Source organism: Anaerotruncus sp. (genome assembly GCF_057433415.1).
Genome location: NZ_DBMDHH010000057.1, coordinates 1 through 16,270, shown reverse-complemented (window position 1 = coordinate 16,270; position 16,270 = coordinate 1). Strand labels below are relative to the sequence as shown.

The 16,270-nt window shown below is 65.1% G+C and carries 13 protein-coding genes; 6 read left to right on the top strand and 7 right to left on the bottom strand.

Annotated elements, in window-relative coordinates; genetic code table 11:
- Positions 1 to 417: 417 nt before the first annotated feature.
- The 4 genes from ACZO3G_RS12515 to ACZO3G_RS12500 form a co-directional block, all read right to left on the bottom strand.
- On the bottom strand, positions 418 to 2,493 hold the full coding sequence (locus ACZO3G_RS12515; RefSeq protein WP_101549202.1) for an elongation factor G: 2,076 nt from the start codon (positions 2,491 to 2,493) through the stop codon (positions 418 to 420).
- 233 nt (positions 2,494 to 2,726) lie between these two features.
- Entirely contained in the window at positions 2,727 to 5,528 is a 2,802-nt protein-coding gene (locus tag ACZO3G_RS12510; protein ID WP_486847287.1) for a hypothetical protein, read from the bottom strand.
- A gap of 41 nt (positions 5,529 to 5,569) precedes the next feature.
- Positions 5,570 to 6,343, bottom strand: a complete 774-nt coding sequence (gene rlmB, locus ACZO3G_RS12505; protein WP_101549198.1) for a 23S rRNA (guanosine(2251)-2'-O)-methyltransferase RlmB — start codon at positions 6,341 to 6,343, stop codon at positions 5,570 to 5,572.
- A 138-nt stretch (positions 6,344 to 6,481) separates the two neighbouring features.
- Positions 6,482 to 6,745, bottom strand: coding sequence for a hypothetical protein (locus ACZO3G_RS12500; RefSeq protein WP_121587278.1), 264 nt, complete (start codon positions 6,743 to 6,745; stop codon positions 6,482 to 6,484).
- Positions 6,746 to 7,275: 530 nt separating this feature from the next.
- On the opposite strand from ACZO3G_RS12500, the gene ACZO3G_RS12495 reads away from it, so the two are divergent.
- From ACZO3G_RS12495 to ACZO3G_RS12480, 4 genes are all read left to right on the top strand, one after another.
- Positions 7,276 to 8,157 carry a DNA-3-methyladenine glycosylase family protein gene (locus ACZO3G_RS12495; protein WP_101549194.1) on the top strand — a complete coding sequence of 294 codons (882 nt, stop codon included), beginning with the start codon at positions 7,276 to 7,278 and terminating at the stop codon, positions 8,155 to 8,157.
- 4 nt (positions 8,158 to 8,161) lie between these two features.
- Positions 8,162 to 8,674 (top strand): FUSC family protein, encoded by a 513-nt coding sequence (locus ACZO3G_RS12490; RefSeq protein WP_276873352.1) that lies wholly within the window; start codon positions 8,162 to 8,164, stop codon positions 8,672 to 8,674.
- A gap of 31 nt (positions 8,675 to 8,705) precedes the next feature.
- Complete coding sequence (locus tag ACZO3G_RS12485) at positions 8,706 to 9,431, top strand: alpha/beta hydrolase (protein ID WP_276873349.1); 726 nt, start codon at positions 8,706 to 8,708, stop codon at positions 9,429 to 9,431.
- A gap of 169 nt (positions 9,432 to 9,600) precedes the next feature.
- Entirely contained in the window at positions 9,601 to 10,386 is a 786-nt protein-coding gene (locus tag ACZO3G_RS12480) for a hypothetical protein (RefSeq protein WP_276873346.1), read from the top strand.
- Positions 10,387 to 10,392: 6 nt separating this feature from the next.
- Here the strand turns inward: ACZO3G_RS12480 and ACZO3G_RS12475 are convergent, their stop codons facing one another.
- On the bottom strand, positions 10,393 to 12,723 hold the full coding sequence (locus ACZO3G_RS12475) for a SpoIIE family protein phosphatase (protein WP_276873343.1): 2,331 nt from the start codon (positions 12,721 to 12,723) through the stop codon (positions 10,393 to 10,395).
- Positions 12,724 to 12,958: 235 nt separating this feature from the next.
- Between ACZO3G_RS12475 and ACZO3G_RS12470 the strand changes: the two genes are divergently transcribed.
- Positions 12,959 to 14,149 (top strand): aminotransferase-like domain-containing protein, encoded by a 1,191-nt coding sequence (locus tag ACZO3G_RS12470; RefSeq protein ID WP_276873340.1) that lies wholly within the window; start codon positions 12,959 to 12,961, stop codon positions 14,147 to 14,149.
- Between the two features lie 19 nt (positions 14,150 to 14,168).
- Complete coding sequence (gene trpS, locus ACZO3G_RS12465) at positions 14,169 to 15,188, top strand: tryptophan--tRNA ligase (RefSeq protein WP_101549182.1); 1,020 nt, start codon at positions 14,169 to 14,171, stop codon at positions 15,186 to 15,188.
- Between the two features lie 444 nt (positions 15,189 to 15,632).
- On the opposite strand, the gene ACZO3G_RS12460 is transcribed toward trpS, so the two are convergent.
- Positions 15,633 to 15,884, bottom strand: coding sequence for a helix-turn-helix domain-containing protein (locus ACZO3G_RS12460; RefSeq protein WP_302549949.1), 252 nt, complete (start codon positions 15,882 to 15,884; stop codon positions 15,633 to 15,635).
- A gap of 31 nt (positions 15,885 to 15,915) precedes the next feature.
- Positions 15,916 to 16,188 carry a helix-turn-helix domain-containing protein gene (locus tag ACZO3G_RS12455; protein ID WP_486847283.1) on the bottom strand — a complete coding sequence of 91 codons (273 nt, stop codon included), beginning with the start codon at positions 16,186 to 16,188 and terminating at the stop codon, positions 15,916 to 15,918.
- Positions 16,189 to 16,270 lie beyond the last annotated feature (82 nt).

Genomic DNA, 16,270 nt, shown 5'->3' with positions numbered 1-16,270 from the left:
CTTGAGAAACCCCCGGGAGTACCTTGCCAGTACCCGCAGACTACCGCCGCTCCCCACAGGTACACCAGCTGAGGGCTCAATTTAGGTTGCGGACGCTCCCAACGGCGGAAACGAAATGTGCGGCGAGCTTGCCGGGCAGGGGCCGCAACTGACGTGCGCACAGCCCTCCGCTCACGTCCAGCCTGCCGCGTGTAGCAGACCGGTTCCACCCGCGCCGGCAAAAAGAGCGGCCGCCCGAAAGGGCGGCCGCTTCTGTATGCAGTTGCCAGGTGGGGGCCCATGGGGGAGGGTCGCCGACCCTCACCCATGAGGCGCGCCGGGCGGGCGTCGGCGCGAAGCGCCGCTTCGACGCGCAGCGTCGAGCAGTCCCGCCCTTCCTTAACGTACTTTTGGTCGGGGGCCAAAAGTACGCGCGCCTCAGTCTTCCTCGTTCATCTTTTTGGCTTCCTCGATGACGGCGGCTTCGAGCTGGGGCGGGAGCAGCTCATAGCGCTCGAAGGTGAGGGTGAAGTAGCCGCGGCCCTGCGTGGTGGAACGTAGCACGGTCGCGAAATCGCCCATCTCGCTCATCGGGACCTCGCCCTCGATCATCTGGAGGCCGTCGTCCGCCGGGTTCATGCCGAGCACGCGGCCGCGGCGTTTGTTGAGCTCGCTGATCATGTCGCCCGTGTTGGAGTCGGGGACGTAGACCTTGAGGTTGCCGATCGGCTCGAGCAGCGCGGGGGAAGCCTGCGCCATGCCCGCCTTGTAGGCGAGGGACGCGGCGGTCTTGAACGCCATTTCGGACGAGTCGACCGGATGGTAGGAGCCGTCGACGAGGACCGCCTTCAGGCCGACCACCGGGTATCCGGCGAGCACGCCGTGCTTGACGCAGTCCTGCAGGCCCTTTTCGACCGCGGGGAAGAAGTTCCTCGGCACCGAGCCGCCGAAGACGTTCTCCTCGAAGAGGAGGTCCTCGCCGTCGTAGGGGGAGAACTCGACCCACACGTCGCCGTACTGGCCGTGTCCGCCCGACTGTTTCTTATGCTTGCCCTGCACCTTGACCGCCTTGCGGATCGTCTCGCGGTAGGGAACGCGGGGCTTGGTAAGGTCGATGTCCACGCCGAACTTGGTTTTCAGCTTGGAAACGATCACGTCGATATGCTGCTCGCCCAGGCCGGAAATCACCTGCTGGTGGGTCTCGGCGTTCTGCTCGAACTTGATGGTCGGGTCCTCCTCCATCAGGCGGACCATGCCCTGCGCGACCTTGCCCTCGTCGCCCTTGTTCTTGACCTTGACGGCCATCGACAGGCACGCCTCGGGGAAGTTCATCCGCGCGAAGGAGACCACCCGCTTGGGGTCGCAGAGGGTGTCGCCGGTGATGGCGCTCGACAGCTTGGTGACCGCGCCGATGTCGCCCGCGGTGATGAAGGCGGTGTCCTCCTGCTTCTTGCCGGTCATGTAGATGAGCTTGCCCAGGCGCTCCGGCTCGCCGGTGCGGGAGTTGACGGGAGCGATCTCGTTCGAGAGCTTGCCCGCGACGACCTTGAAATAGGAGAGCTTGCCGACGAACGGGTCGGCGACCGTCTTGAAGATATAGGCGGCCAGCGGGGCCTCGTCGGTGCAGGCGATCTCCACCGGGTTGCCGTCCTTGTCCTCGGCGGTCTCGGCGCCCGCCTCCCACGCGGAGGGCAGGTGGTCGACCAGCGCGTCGAGGAGCATGTCGATGCCTTCGAGCGTGGCCGCGGAGCCGCAGAGCACGGGGGTGATGGTGCCGTTGTGGACGCCGTCGTGGATGCCCTTGAGGATTTCGTCGCGGGTGAACTGCTCGCCCGAGAAGAACTTCTCGAACAGCTCCTCGTCCGTCTCGGCGACCGCCTCGCTGATGGCGGCGGTCAGGCCCTCGAAGCGGTGCTCGATGTCGGGCATCGCGACCTCGGAGGGCTCGCCCTTGGCGTTGTATTGGTAGGCCTTGTTGTCGACCAGGTTGATGTAGCACTGGACCTTGTGGTCCTCGACGACCGGCACGACGAGCGGGCAGACCGACGGCCCGAACGCGCCCTTGAGCTCCTCGAGCACCTTGTAGAAGTCGGCGTTCTCGGTGTCCATCTTGTTGACGAAGAACATCCGCGATTTGCCCATCTGCTCGGCCAGCTTATACGCCTTTTCCGCGCCCACGTTGAGGCCGGAACGCGCCGACACGGCGATCAGCACGCTCTCCGCCGCGCGCACGCCTTCATACATGCCCGCAGCGAAATCGAAAAGTCCCGGGGTGTCGATCAGGTTGATCTTGACGCTGCCCCAGCTGAACGGAGCGACCGCGCTCGAAACGGAAACCTTGCGTTTGACCTCCTCGGGGTCGAAGTCGCAGACGGTGTTGCCGTCGGGGACCTTTCCCAATCTATCGGTTGCGCCGGCCTTAAAGAGCAGGGCCTCCGCCAGGGAGGTTTTGCCGCTGCTTCCGTGGCCGGCAATTGCAACGTTCCGGATCTTACCCGCTAAGTATTGTCTCATGTAATAACACTCCTTTTTCTATCTGCACTGAGCATTAGTCATAATTGCCAGCAATCGCCGTGTGTTTGCGAGGCATTATATTGATATTATATAATTTCTCAGAGGCGTGCGCAAGGGATATCCCCTCCGTTCGCCTGTATAAATAATCCGGAAAATACTATGGACTTTGCACAAGGAATATGCGAAAAAAGGGGCCGCTGCTGGTGCAGCGGCCCTGTTGCGGGTAAAATCGATTATTTGCCCGCCGAAGCGGCGGCGCGGGTGATCAGGTACCACGCCAGCCCGAAAAGGAGCAGCACCCCGTAGGAGGCGAGCTGCAGCGAGCCGGTGAAGGCCATGAAGGCGACGATCCCGTAGCCCGCGACGATGCCGATGAGCTGGACGACGGTGGCGCGCATGACCGATTTCCGGACGGCCGAGGCGGCGCGCACCAGCGCGAGCACGCCCGCGAGCCCGCCCCCATGGCAGCCGCCCGCGGAGATACGCTCCTTGGGCTTTGTGAGGAAGGCGTATTCCGCATGGATCTTGGCGGGGAGCACCCGCACGCTCGTGCGGCGCACGCCGAACGCGGCCGCGACCAGCTCGCTGGTGATGTTCGGGTCGGTGGTGTAGAGCGCGATCGAAACGCCCCGCCGCTCCAGCTCGGAGAGGGCGTCGGCGGTTTCGGGGTCGGCGTTGTAGCTCACGACGAACATCGCGGAGAGCTCGCCCGAATTGGCGATATAGAGCACCTGCCGCCCGTCGCGGGTGTAGCGCATCTCGAAGTCGCGGGAGGGGCAGTCGATGTCGTGGTTGCGCATGAGCTCGTGGCTGCCGATCAGCACCCGCTTGCCGTCCACCCACGCCGAAAGGCCCATCCCGTCCTCGTACATGAGGCTGTCGACCTTTTTGAGCATCCGGCGGTTGCCGCCGATCATATTGAGGAAGATGCCCGACATGATGCCCCCGCAGGAGATGATCACGCTGGCGGCGTCGAGGATCGCCTCGTCGATCCGTTTTTCGGCGAACACCTTCATGCCGTGGAGCATGACGCTGTCGTCCGAGAAGAGGTCCCGGTCGCTGACGACCACCGCGCCGGTGTCGGCGTAGTCCTCGGCGGCGGTGTAGCCCGCGAGCATCGCTCCCTTCCGGGAGAGGCGCCTGGCCTGGCGGGCGAGCATGAGGTTGGGCACGAGCGAGCCCGAGAGGGGCGCGCAGATGCACAGCACCGCCGCGAACGCCGAAACGGCGGAAACCAGCTCACGGTCCATCAGGAAGAAGCCCGCGATCCCCACCACCAGCGCGCCCCCGAGGCAGATGGGCGAGGCGATGTTGGAGAAGGACTCGCTGTAGTCGGGGGAATAGCTGCGGTCGAGGAACCCGGTGATGAAGCCGGCGCGGGCGCTGTAGGCGACCCGGTCGACGTCCGGCCCGAGGCCGCGGGAGAATTCCCGCGCGAATTCGCGGTTCTGGATCTGGACGAGCGCATATTTGTCCCCCTCCGCCGTGAGGGTGGCGAAGTTGCGCTCAATCCGTTTCATCATCAGCTTCTTGCCGAAGAGGGAGAAGAGCAGCACCACGACGGCCAGCGGGAAATAGAGGCTGACGTTCCCGTTGCCGAGCACCGCGTCGGGCAGCACGGTCAGCACGATGCCCTGGATGAGCACGGCGAGCACGGCGAGCGCGGCGGGGGTGTCGCAGTTGGCGCGCATGCGGCAGAGGGCCGCGATGCCGCCGCCCACGATGTTGCTGCACACGATGGCGGCCAGCACCACGAGCACGAGGTTCACGATCAAAAAGAGCCGCATGTTGTTTTCCGGCGCGACCGCCGGGGGCAGCGGCAGCATATACCCCTCGGGGATCCCGAGCTTCCCGGCGAAGGGGACCACCTTGAGGGAAACGGTGAGGTAGAGGGACAGAAAGGCGAGCACCGCCGTCACGACCTGCCGGACGGTCAGCCCGGTGCGGATGGACCGGAGGTCCTTCTCCACATAGGGCGCGTCCTCCGGCGCGCCGAAATCGTCCTCCGGGACCTCCTGCTCGAGCAGCTCCTGCTCGGCGTAGGACTGCCGCCACTTGGACTGGGCCAGCTCCTGCGGACCCTCCTCCCGCGCGCGGCGCGGCGCGGCCGTGTCGATCTCCTGCGTGTGACCCGCCGGCGCGTTCCTGCGCGGGCGCGGACGCAGGGGGATGTCCATCCGGGTGCCGTCCGGTTCCGGTTCCGTCCCGGCGTCGAACCCGAACTGGAACCCGAAGCCTCCCGCCTCCGGCGGGGGCGCGTCGTCCTCCCAGGAGGGCAGCCGGAAATCGTCCGCCGGTTCCTCTGGCGCGGCGCGAAAGGTGAAGCCCTCCCCTGCCCCCTCGCGGGGCGCGGCGGGCTGCTGCGCGGCCCCGCCGCGCGAACGGCGCAGCCGGTCGAGCGTCTCCCCGAGCGTCTCGCCCTGCGGCAGCGGCGCGGAATCGCTCTCGAAATCGTAGGGCGTCTTGGGCGCGGGCTCCGCGGGCGGGTAGTCGTCGTAGCGCGGACGCGCGCTCTTCGGCGCGGGCTCCGCGGGGTAGTCGTCATAGCGCGGGCGCGCGCTCTTCGGCGCGGGCTCCGCGGGATAGTCGTCGTAGCGCGGGCGCACGCTCTTCAGCGCGGGCTCCGCGGGGTAGTCGTCGTAGCGCGGACGGGCGTGCTTCGGCGCGGGTTCCGCGGAGTAGTCGTCATAGCGCGGGCGCGCGCTTCCCTGCGCGGGACGCCGGGGGGGCTCCTCCCGGCGCGGCGCCTCCTGCGCCTCCTGCCCGAACCCGCTCAGGCGGGAGCGCCGCTCCTCCTGGGGGGCGGCCGGCCGGCGCTGCGGCCGGCGGGTGCGCTCATAGTAGGGCTCGTCCGCGCGCGGGACGGCCCTGCGGGGCTCCTGCGCGTCCTCCGCGCGGCGGGGGCGGTAGTCCTCCTGCGGCGCGGGCGCGCGGGCCGGGGGGGTCTCCTGCCCGTATGTATCCTGCGCGGCCTCGCGGCTCTTCTTCCGGCGGATTTCCTCCAGGATATCGTCGACATTGTAGTTCTGAGCCATTCCCGTTTCCACTCTCCTCTAAAATCGCAAAAAATCCGGGTTTACCGCTCTGCACGCGTCCGCTGCCGGACGACCTCATACATCAGGATCCCCGCCGCGACCGACGCGTTGAGGGAGTTGACCTTCCCCAGCATCGGCAGCGACAGGATCACGTCGCAGGTCTCGCGGACGAGCCGGGAGAGGCCGAACCCCTCCGAGCCGATCACGAGGGCGGCCGGGCCGGTCAGGTCGCACTCTTCCCAGCGGCCGCCGCCCGCCTCCGCGCCGTAAATCCACACACCGCGCTTTTTGAGCTCCTCGAGCGTGCGCACGAGGTTGGTCACCCGCGCGACCGGCAGGTGCTCGACCGCGCCGGCGCTCGTGCGCCCCACGATGGGGGTGAGCCCCACGCCGCCCCGCTTGGGCAGGATGAGGCCGTGGGCGCCCGCCGCCTCGGCGGTGCGGATGATCGCGCCGAGGTTGTGGGGGTCCTCGATGCCGTCCGCCACGAGGAAGAAGGGCGGTTCGCCGCCCGCCCGCGCAAAGAGGCCGTCGACCGTGCTGTAGGAAAAGGCCGCCGCCAGCGCGGCAACCCCCTGGTGGGGCAGGCCGTTCGAGAGCGCGTCGAGCTTTTTCGCGTCGACCTTCTTGACCGGCACCCCGCGCTCCTTCGCCATGGCCACGATGCGGGAGATCGGCTGGCCGCGCGCGGGCACCTCGTCGCAGATGTAGACGCACTCCACCTCGCGGGAGCCGCGCAGCAGCTCGATCACCGCGTTGCGGCCGAGCACGGTGTTCTCGTCCTCCCGGTCGAGCCGGGGATTGGAATTCGCCATACGGAGCCCTCCTCCGGAGGGATGGCCTCCGGTTATACGTTCTGTTTTATACAGAGTATATTATAACATAACAGTATACCGGATGCTAGAGATTCGTTGCGATTTTGCAAAAAAAGAGACGATTTTTGCCGAAAAAGATCACAGCAGGAAGAACGCGCACGCAACCGCGGCCCCCACCAGCGCCGCCAGCCCGATTTTGAGGGCCTCTCCCAGCGGGGTTTTGCGCTTTTCATGCCCCGCGGGGTTGTAATCGATCTGCGAGAGGTATTCCCCCGCGCGCGCCCGCAGGCTCAGCTTGTCCTCCCCCTGCGCGTTCGGCCGCAAAAATAAAATCGCCTTTTCAAAGTACCGGTTGTCGGTGTGCACCACCTCGATCACCTTTTGACTGACACCCTTCAGCATCTGCTTGCTCCTTCCCCCGCGCCCGAAAAATTTTTCACCTTCCGCCCCGCGCGGCGGGCGGAAGGGCCTTGCGCCGCAAAAGAGGGGCGGGCGGGCCGCGGCTGCCGCCCGCGCCGCCCCCGACGCCCCGATTTTAAAATCGTTTTGCTTTCCTATTTTGAACAGCGGGTCTTCATTTATTCCCCTGTCAAGGGCCAATTTGAACAAAAATCAGCCGCCCGGTTTTCGGAAACGTTATACGCCGGGTATTACAAAAAAGCCGGAATGGATTCCCCATTCCGGCCCATTGTGGAAAACTCTGTGGAAACGGTAGAAAACTTTGCGGACGTATCCGTGTTTTCCACCTTGTCCCCCTTTCAACGGCGGTGAAAAAAAACGACGCCTCCCAGTTTCTTCCACTACTGCGAGTAATCCGGCCTTCCCCCCGTTTTTGTATAGATTGATAAAGTTCCCTGTAAAATCTTTGTTCCTTTTGGCGGCGCGATCTGCTATACTGGGAGGGTAAAAATTCTGAAAAAGGAGTCCCGCCCATGGCACCAGTTTCGACCGGATGCGGCGCGTTCCTGCGCGGAAACGACGTGATTCTCCCCGATTCGGGCGATTTCTCCCTGCCCGAAACGCTCGACTGCGGACAGGCGTTCCGCTGGAAAAGGCTGCCCGACGGCGGCTTTTTCGGTGTGGCGCGCGGCAGGGCCTGTCACATTGCACAAACGGCCGGGGAAATCCGCATCCTGGGCGGCGCGGAGGACTTCGAGGCGGTGTGGCGCGGCTATTTCGACCTCGACCGCGACTACGGGGAGGTCAAACGCCGCCTCTCCTCCGACCCCGTCCTCGCGCGCGCCGTCGCCTACGCCCCCGGCGTCCGCGTGCTCCGGCAGGAGCCGTGGGAGGCGCTCTGCTCCTTCATCATCAGCCAGAACAACAACGTCCCCCGCATCAAGGGGATCGTCGAGCGGCTGTGCGCCGCCTTCGGGGAGCCGCTCGGGGAGGGCGTCCACGCCTTCCCCTCCCCCGAACGCCTCGCCGCGCTCGAGCCGGACGACCTCGCGCCCATCCGCGCGGGCTTCCGGGCGCGCTACCTCGTGGACGCGGCACGAAAGGCCGCCTCGGGCGAGGTGGACCTCCCGGCGCTCGCGCACCTGCCTCTCGAGGAGGCGCGCGGGGAGCTCCGGAAGATCACCGGCGTGGGCGCCAAGGTGGCCGAATGCGCGCTGCTCTACGGCTGCGGGCGCGTCGAGTGCGTGCCGATCGACGTGTGGGTGCGCCGGGTGCTCGACCGGCTCTACCCGGACGGCCTGCCCGCCTGCGCGCGCGGCGTGGAGGGGCTCGCCCAGCAGTACCTCTTCCACGCGGCGCGCACCTGTCCCGGCTTCCTGCCCGGGGAAGCCGCCCAATCCTCCGACGGAAGGTGAAGCCATGTCCCCCGCCAAATTCCCGCGGCCCGGCCTGCGGATCTTAAAGTCCGCGCTCGCCGTCTTCCTCTGCTTTCTCATCGACACGCTGCGCGGCGACGGCGTCCCCTTCTACTCCGCGATCGCCGCCATCCTCTGCATGCAGCCCGACGTGCGGGGGGGCCTCCGCGTCGGGCTCAACCGGGTCGTCGGCACGCTGATCGGCGGTCTCTACGGCATGGGCGTGCTCTACCTGCTGCGCACCTTCCTGCCCGAGGGGACCGGGCTCTTGCAGTACGCGATCATCTCCGCCGCCCTCGTCCCGCTCATGTACCTCACCGTGCTCGTCAAAAAGACCTCCGCCACCTATATCACCTGCGTCGTCTTTTTGAGCATCACCGTCTCCCACGGGCTCGACCTCGTCCCCTATGTGTTCGCGCTCAACCGCATTCTCGATACGCTCATCGGCATTTTCATCTCCCTGTTCGTCAACTGGATCCCCTTCCTGCGCAACCGGAAGGCGGGCCAGGAGCAATAAAAGGAACCGGCGTCCGCCGGATGGAGGCAGTATGGACCAGACGGAACGCATCACGATTCCAGGCGCGGCGGAGGGGATTCCCGCCCTCCTGTGGGGGCCCGCCTCCGACCGCTGGATCATCGCGGTGCACGGCAACTTCTCGCACAAGGCGGACCGGGTTATCGCCCTGCTGGCGCGGCGCGCCGCCGAAAAGGGGTACCGGACGCTCAGCTTCGACCTGCCGCAGCACGGCGAACGGGCCGGCGGCGCCCTGCCGCCCGATCCGCCGTCCTGTGTAAGCGACCTCGGCGCGGTCTACGAATACGTCCGCCCGCGGGCGGGAAGCGTCGCCCTCTTCGGGTGCAGCATGGGGGCCTATTTCGGCCTGCTCGCCTACCACGGGCTGCCCCTCTCCCAGAGCCTCTTCCTCTCTCCCGTGGTCAACATGGAGCGGATCATCCGCGACATGATGGCCGCCGCCGGCGTGAGCGAGGAACGGCTGCGGGCGGAAAGGCTCATCCCGGTGGAGGGCGGCCCGCCGCTCGACTGGGACTATTTCGGCTACGTGAGGACCCACCCCGTGCGCTTCGCGTGGGAAAGCCCGACGTCCATCCTCTACGGCGAAAACGACGCCCTCTGCGCGTGGCCGGAGATCGCCGCCTTTTCGCGGCGGTACGGCGCCGAGGTGCGGGTCCTTCCGGGCGGGGAGCACTTTTTTCACACGCCCGGGCAGCTGTCGGCCTTTGACGACTGGGCCGCAGGCGCCCTGCGGGAATAAAAGGCGGCCGCCCCCGGGGCGGCCGCCTTTTATTCCCCCGCGGCGCGCGCCCGGGAAAAAGGGGGGCCGCGGGAACCGGCATTTATTGACATCCTCCGACAATGCATTATAATGGAAGCAACCGGACACCTCTCCATTGGGAAACAAAATCTGACAGGCGGTGGTGCAGTTGACCTTCGCGCAGTTCAAACGGATGAAGCCCAAATACAAGCGCCGGCTGATCCTTGTGACGCTCATTGCCCTCGCGCTCTGCATCGGGGTGCTCTTCGGCATATCAAAGGGCATCGAGGCGCTGCGCGTGCGGCTCAACACCACGACGCTCGACAAGATCACCGCCGCCAACGTCCTGGATAAGGCGAGCATGAATAAAATCCTCGAGGTCATGAAGCAGGACGACTCGGCCAACGTGCTCGTGGTGGACAGCGTCCTCACCATGTCGGGCGAGGGCAGGGTGACGGGGCTCACGATGAACCTCACCAACCTCGTCAGCCAGGGCTCCGCCGAGGAGTGGCGGCTGACCGCCACCGAAAAAAAGGCGAAGCTTCGCAAGGTCAAAACCCGCTATGAGAACCTCAACGCCCAGCGCCTGCGGCTCATGGAGTTCAAGACCTACTACCCCGCGCTCTCCCGCGCGGCCTCCCCCCAGCTGCTCACCCTGCTCACCGACCGCGCCCCCGCCGGGGCGAACGGCTCCTATACCTTTACCGACCATTTCGGAAACAACCTCTCCCCCGAATACGACTCCTACCTCGCCCGCGGGCTCGAGGGAGTGTGGGTCTCCCGCATCGGCGGGGTCTCCGGCTTCGCCGAGGGCTACGCCCGCCCCAACGACTGCGCGCCCGCCGTCGTCTCGGTCGAGGCGGTCGACACCGCCAGGAGCAAGAACAAGAAGGTCGTCCTGCTCCCGCCCGAGGACCGGTTCGTCGTCCTGCTCGAGGCGGGCCCCTACGCGTAGGGCCGCTTAAATCCCCCGCTCGAGCATGAGCACGATCACCGTGATGTCGTCCTCGTGCCCGTCGGTGCGGCGGCGCCTGGCCTCGTCGGCCAGCTGTTCGCTCAGCTCCTTCGGGTCGTCCCTCCCGTAGTGCTCGAGGTCGGACACCAGCCATTCATAGCCGCCGGCCACCGCGCCGTCCGACACCATGACGATCACATCGCCGTCACGCAGCGTGACGGCGTTTTTTTCGAAGTTCACGCCCCCGAGGATGCCCACCGGCAGCGAGCTCGACTCGACATAGCCCCCCTTGCCCGACTTGCGCAGGAAGGTGGGGGCCGCGCCCGCCTTGTAGAACTCCGCCTTGCCGGTGTAGAGGTCGACGCCGGTGATGTCGATCGTGGCGAGCGATTCGTCGCCCGATTTGACGAGCAGCGCCGAATTGACGAGCTTGAGGGAGGCGTCGAGGCTCACGCCCGCCTCGATCAGCCGCGCCAGCAGCTCGGAGGTCATCGTCGAGTCGACCGCCGCCGCGCCGCCGCTGCCCATCCCGTCCGACAGGATGACGTTCACCCGGCCGCCCCGGCCGTCGACATAGCTGTAGCTGTCCCCGCACAGCCGCGAACAGCTGCTCCCCAGCTGGGTCGCGCCCCACTTGACCGTGTAGACCGCCTTCTCGGTGAAGGTCATCACCGTCGCCGCGCAGTCGGTCCGGTTTTTGCAGGCGGGCAGGCCGAAATCCCGCCCGCAGATGTCCGACAGCGACACCGTCAGCTCGGTCAGGTCGAGCCGCGAGAGCTTGTAGGTGGGGACCGTGACCTCCAGCGTCATGTTCGCGCCGCCGTCCACCGTGCAGGTCACTAGGTCGGGAAAGACGTTCAGCGACTGGAGGTACTCCCGCACCTTGCCCGCCGTCGTGCCGTCCTGCGTGGCCAGCTCGTCGAGGTCGCGCCCCATCGCGTCGATCATCAGCGCCATCCCCTCGAACTGGTCGGTCACCACCCCGCGCACCTGCGACACCTTGCGCCGCATGCTCTCCCGCGCGGTATATTCCTGGAAGAGCAGGTTCATCTGGGTCGAAAGCTCGGGGAGGCGCAGGCAGCTCTTGGAGAAGTAGGCGGGGAACGCCTCGGGCGCCAGCTCCTCCCCCCTGCGCAGCACCCCGAGCGCGTCGTTGAGCACGTTGCAGGTGTCGGTATATTTGAGCTGCCAGCAGACCGAACGGTTCTTGCACTTGCGGCACACCCGGTCCGCGGCCGCGTTGTAGACCGACGAGAGGTCCCCGCTCACCATCCCGGAGAGCCGCTCGTTGACCCTGCGGGTCGTGTCGGCCACGTCCCGCAGGGCGAGCGACACGCCGCCGATCCGGTTCTTCAGCAGCGCCTTGTAGGTCTCCCCCTGCACCGCCCGGTCCCCCGCCGGGCGGGCGGAAAACCGCTTGAGGAAGGAGGCGGGGATGAGGATCGAGAGGATGCTCGCCACGAATACCTCGATGAGCAGCCCGCGGTCGAGGATGCGGCGGGCGGCGAGCAGCGCGAAGGTGTTGACGACGATGAACGCCCCGGCCGAGGCGGCGCGCCCCATCGGCGCGAACACCCCGGCCAGCAGCCCGCCGAAGCCGTAGGTCCCCATCAAAAAGGTGTACGGCCCGCCGATCACCCCGGCGGACACGCCGGCCGCGACCCCGGCGATCGCGCCGCCCGCCTCGCGGGCGGCCTGCGCGCAGATGAGGATGACGAGCACCGCCAGCGTGCGCCCGACCGACACGCCGAGCACCTTGAGGTTGACGAGGGCGAGGATGACGATGCAGAAGGTGATGACCAGCGAGGTCACGTCGGTCTGGCGCAGGTTGTCGGCGCCCAGCTCAAGCGCCTGCGCGGACCGGGAAAAGAAGTAGGCGGCGCAGCAGGCGAGCAGCAGCTCGGCCACCGCGAGCACCCCGTCGTAGACGCTGCCGCCCGAGAGGAAGGTGATCGCCAGCGAGGGCGGCCCGAGGGCGAGGGCGGTGAGCGCCTGGCCGGACGGGCGGATCCCCTTGAGCAGGCTGCCGGAGGAGAGGACCCAGCGCAGCAGAAACAAAAACGCCATCGCGACGATGTATTTGACGTTCCCGAGCACGTCGAGGGAGAACAGATAGCCGAGCGTGGCGCCGAGGATGGCCGCCGCGCCGAACTTCTGTTTCGCGGACGCCGCGAACGCCACCCCAAAGGGGGCGAGCCCGCCCAGCACGAACGCGTTGGCCGACACAAAGCCCGCCGCGATATACCCGAGATATCCGAGCCCGAGCTTGTGGGCGCGTACCGCCTGGCGCGCCCGCGCGCCGATCGAAAGCCCCGCGAGGCCTGTCCTGTTCTGCATAAAGTTCACCTGTTCCTCATATGATAGAAGGTTATCCTTGCTGTAACATTAATTGTAGATATTACAGTCTGCATAACCGGTCGAAAGAGGTTGTCGATTTTGGAGGCTTTCCGGCGGAGCGCGCGGCAAAAAAGCCCCCGCCTTCCTTGAAATGCCTTTCCGCTTGTGCTAAAATACTTGCATATGATTTAATGTGCGAAAGCATCCTGCCGGAACGCAGAAAGGACGGCCCATCATGACCTATCAGTTTTCCAACCGCATGTCCTCCCTCCAGCCCTCGCTGGTGCGTGAGATTTTGAAAGCCACCTCCGACCCGGAGGTCATCCCCTTCGCGGCGGGCAACCCCGCCCCCGACGCCTTCCCCGTCGACGACGTGCGCCGCATCACGGCGGAAATCCTCCGGGACCGCCCCATCGACGCGCTGCAGTATTCGATCACCGAGGGCTACCCTCCCCTGCGCGAGGCGCTCAAAAGGATGGTCGCCGACCGCTACGGCGTCCCGATGGAGGGAAACGACCTCATCATCCTGTCGGGCGCGCAGCAGGGCGCCGACCTCGCCACCAAGGCGTTCGTCAACGAGGGGGACACCGTCCTCTGCGAGGACCCCTCCTTCATCGGCTGCCTCAACTGCTTTCGGTCCTACAACTGCAACCTCGTCGGCGTCGAGATGGAGGCGGACGGCCTCAACCTCGAAAAGCTCGAGCGCGCGATGGCCGAGCAGCCCAACGTCAAGCTCCTCTACGTCATCCCCAACTTCCAGAATCCGACCGGCATCACGACGAGCCTGCATAAGCGCAGGGAGATCCTGCGCCTCGCGCAAAAATACGACGTCATGGTCTTCGAGGATAACCCCTACGGCGACCTGCGTTTCGCGGGCGAGCCGCTCCCCGCGATCAAATCCTTCGACACTGACGGCCACGTCCTCTATGTCGGCAGCTTCTCCAAGATCCTCGCGCCGGGCGTCCGCGTCGCCTTTGTCGCCGCGCCTCCCGCCGTCATCGCCAAGATGACCGTCGGCAAGCAGTGCGCCGACGTGCACACCAACATTCTCGCCCAGATGATCTGCGAGCGGTGGCTTGCCACCGCCGACCTCGGCGCGCATTTTGCGCGCCTCCAGGAGATCTACCGCCGGAAATGCGCCCTCATGCTCGACTGCATCGACCGGGAGTTCTCCCCCCGCGTCGTCCACACCACCCCCGAGGGCGGCCTCTTCCTCTGGTGCACCCTGCCCGAGGGCGCGGATATGATGGATTTCTGCAACCGCGCGGTCGCCGAGAAGGTCGCCGTCGTGCCGGGCATCGCCTTCCTCGCGAGGGAGACCGACCCCTGCCGCAGCTTCCGCATGAACTTCTCCACCCCCACCGACGAGGCGATCGTCGAGGGGTGCAAACGCCTCGGCAGGCTGACCCACGCGCTTTACGACTAAGAAGATAGGAGCTTTCACAATGGAACAGACCGCACAGCCCAAACCCGAGCGCAGACAGCGCATCTTTTCCGGCATCCAGCCCACCGGCATCATGACGCTGGGCAACTACCTCGGCGCGATCAAAAACTGGGTCGCGCTCCAGGACGAATACGACTGCGTCTACTCGGTGGTCAACATGCACGCGATCACCGTCCGCCAGGACCCCAAGGCCTTGCGCGAAAACACCCTCGCCGCGCTCGCGCTCGTCATGGCCTGCGGCATCGACCCGGAAAAGTCGGTGCTCTTCATCCAGAGCCATGTCAAGACCCACGCCGAGCTCTCGTGGGTGCTCTCCTGCAACACCCAGTTCGGCGAGCTCTCCCGCATGACCCAGTTCAAGGATAAGTCCGCCAAGCATCCCGAAAACGTCAACGCCGGCCTCTTCACCTACCCGGTGCTCATGGCCGCCGACATCCTGCTCTATCAAGCCGACCTCGTGCCCGTGGGCATCGACCAGAAGCAGCACCTCGAGCTCGCGCGCAATATCGCACAGCGGTTCAACGGCGTTTACGGCAACGTCTTTACCCTGCCAGACGGCTATATCCCCAAGCTCGCCGCCAAGGTCATGTCCCTTCAGGAGCCCACCAAAAAGATGAGCAAGAGCGACGACAACCCCAAGGCTTTTATCGGCATCCTCGACAAGCCCGAGACGATCGTCAAGAAGTTCCGTTCCGCCGTCACCGACTCGGAGGCCGAGGTCGTCTGCCGCGAGGGCAAGGACGGCATCAATAACCTCATGGCGATCTATTCCGCCGTCACCGGCAGGGACTTTCCCGCCATCGAGGCGGAGTTCGCCGGACGCGGCTACGGCGACTTCAAAACCGCCGTCGGCGAAGCGGTCGCAGAGACCCTCCGCCCCGTGCGCGAGCAGTTCGACCGCTATATGGCCGACAAGGCCTTCCTCGAGGAATGTTACAGGAAGGGCGCCGCGCGCGCCGAGGCGATTTCCCAGCGGACGCTGGATAAGGTCTATAAGAAAATTGGGTTTTTGGCGAAATAGGTTTTTTTGAATTTGCCGCTCGGGGAGCGGTGCAGTTTGTCGGTGGCCGGCCGACGGCCGTTTTAGGTTTGCCGCTCATCGAGCGGCGCAGTTTGTCGGTAGTCGACCGACGGCGGGTTTCGATTTGCCGCTCATTGAGCGGCGGAGCTGCCGGGTCCCGCCCCGGCAGGCGGCCCTATTTCTTGGCCGCCCAAGAAATAGGGGAAAGAAACCGCAGGGGGCTGCGCCCCCTTGACCCCCGCGCCGCCTCCGGTTGGCCTTCGGCCAAAGTCGGCGGCGCCCTGTCCACGCATCAACGGACAGGTGTTCAGCATCCCGCCTGCCGCCGCGCCGCGGGCGCAATGCCTCTGCCCGAGAGCCTCCGGGACCGTCCTATCATGCTTTCGGGGAGATACGATCCCAGAACGCAAAAGAGCGCCGCCCATCCGGGCGGCGCTCTTTATGTTATTCCTTCGGTGGACGCACCAACTCATCAATCGAAACGTCGAATATCTCCGCAAATGCTTTCAATTCTATATCCGTAACAGGACGCGTCTGACCTTCCAGTTTTGATAACGCCGACTCGCTTATTTCAATCCCTTTCAGTTGAAGCTCCAGTAATAGATCGCATTGCTTCATACTCTTCTGTTTCCTTAGCGCCGTAATCTGTCTGCCAACACCATTCTTATTCCCTAAAGGGTGTTTCCTTGGCTTCATCGTTCCCCCACCCATTCAATCTTTATCGATATTATATGGCGTTAGGGTCTTCATCGTCATTGAAGTCGTTCTCGAACGATACATCGTTCATCTCTTTAAAATCCAAAAACTCTGAAATTGTCATGTTCAGACCATTTGCTATTTTGTGAAGCGTCATAATGCGTGGATTCTTTGTCAGGCCCCGAACGATATTGTCTACCGTCGACTGCTTCAATCCACTTCTCGAGGCGAGTTTGTTGTAGGTTATTCCGCGCTTGCCGCAGAGCGATTTGATTCGCCAAACATTGATTTCTGAATACTCCACAACATCCCCTCCTCCCATGAGCATTACCCGTATACCGGTTAATACCCATATTAGCAGAGGTTTTTTAGCGAATTACCCGAAT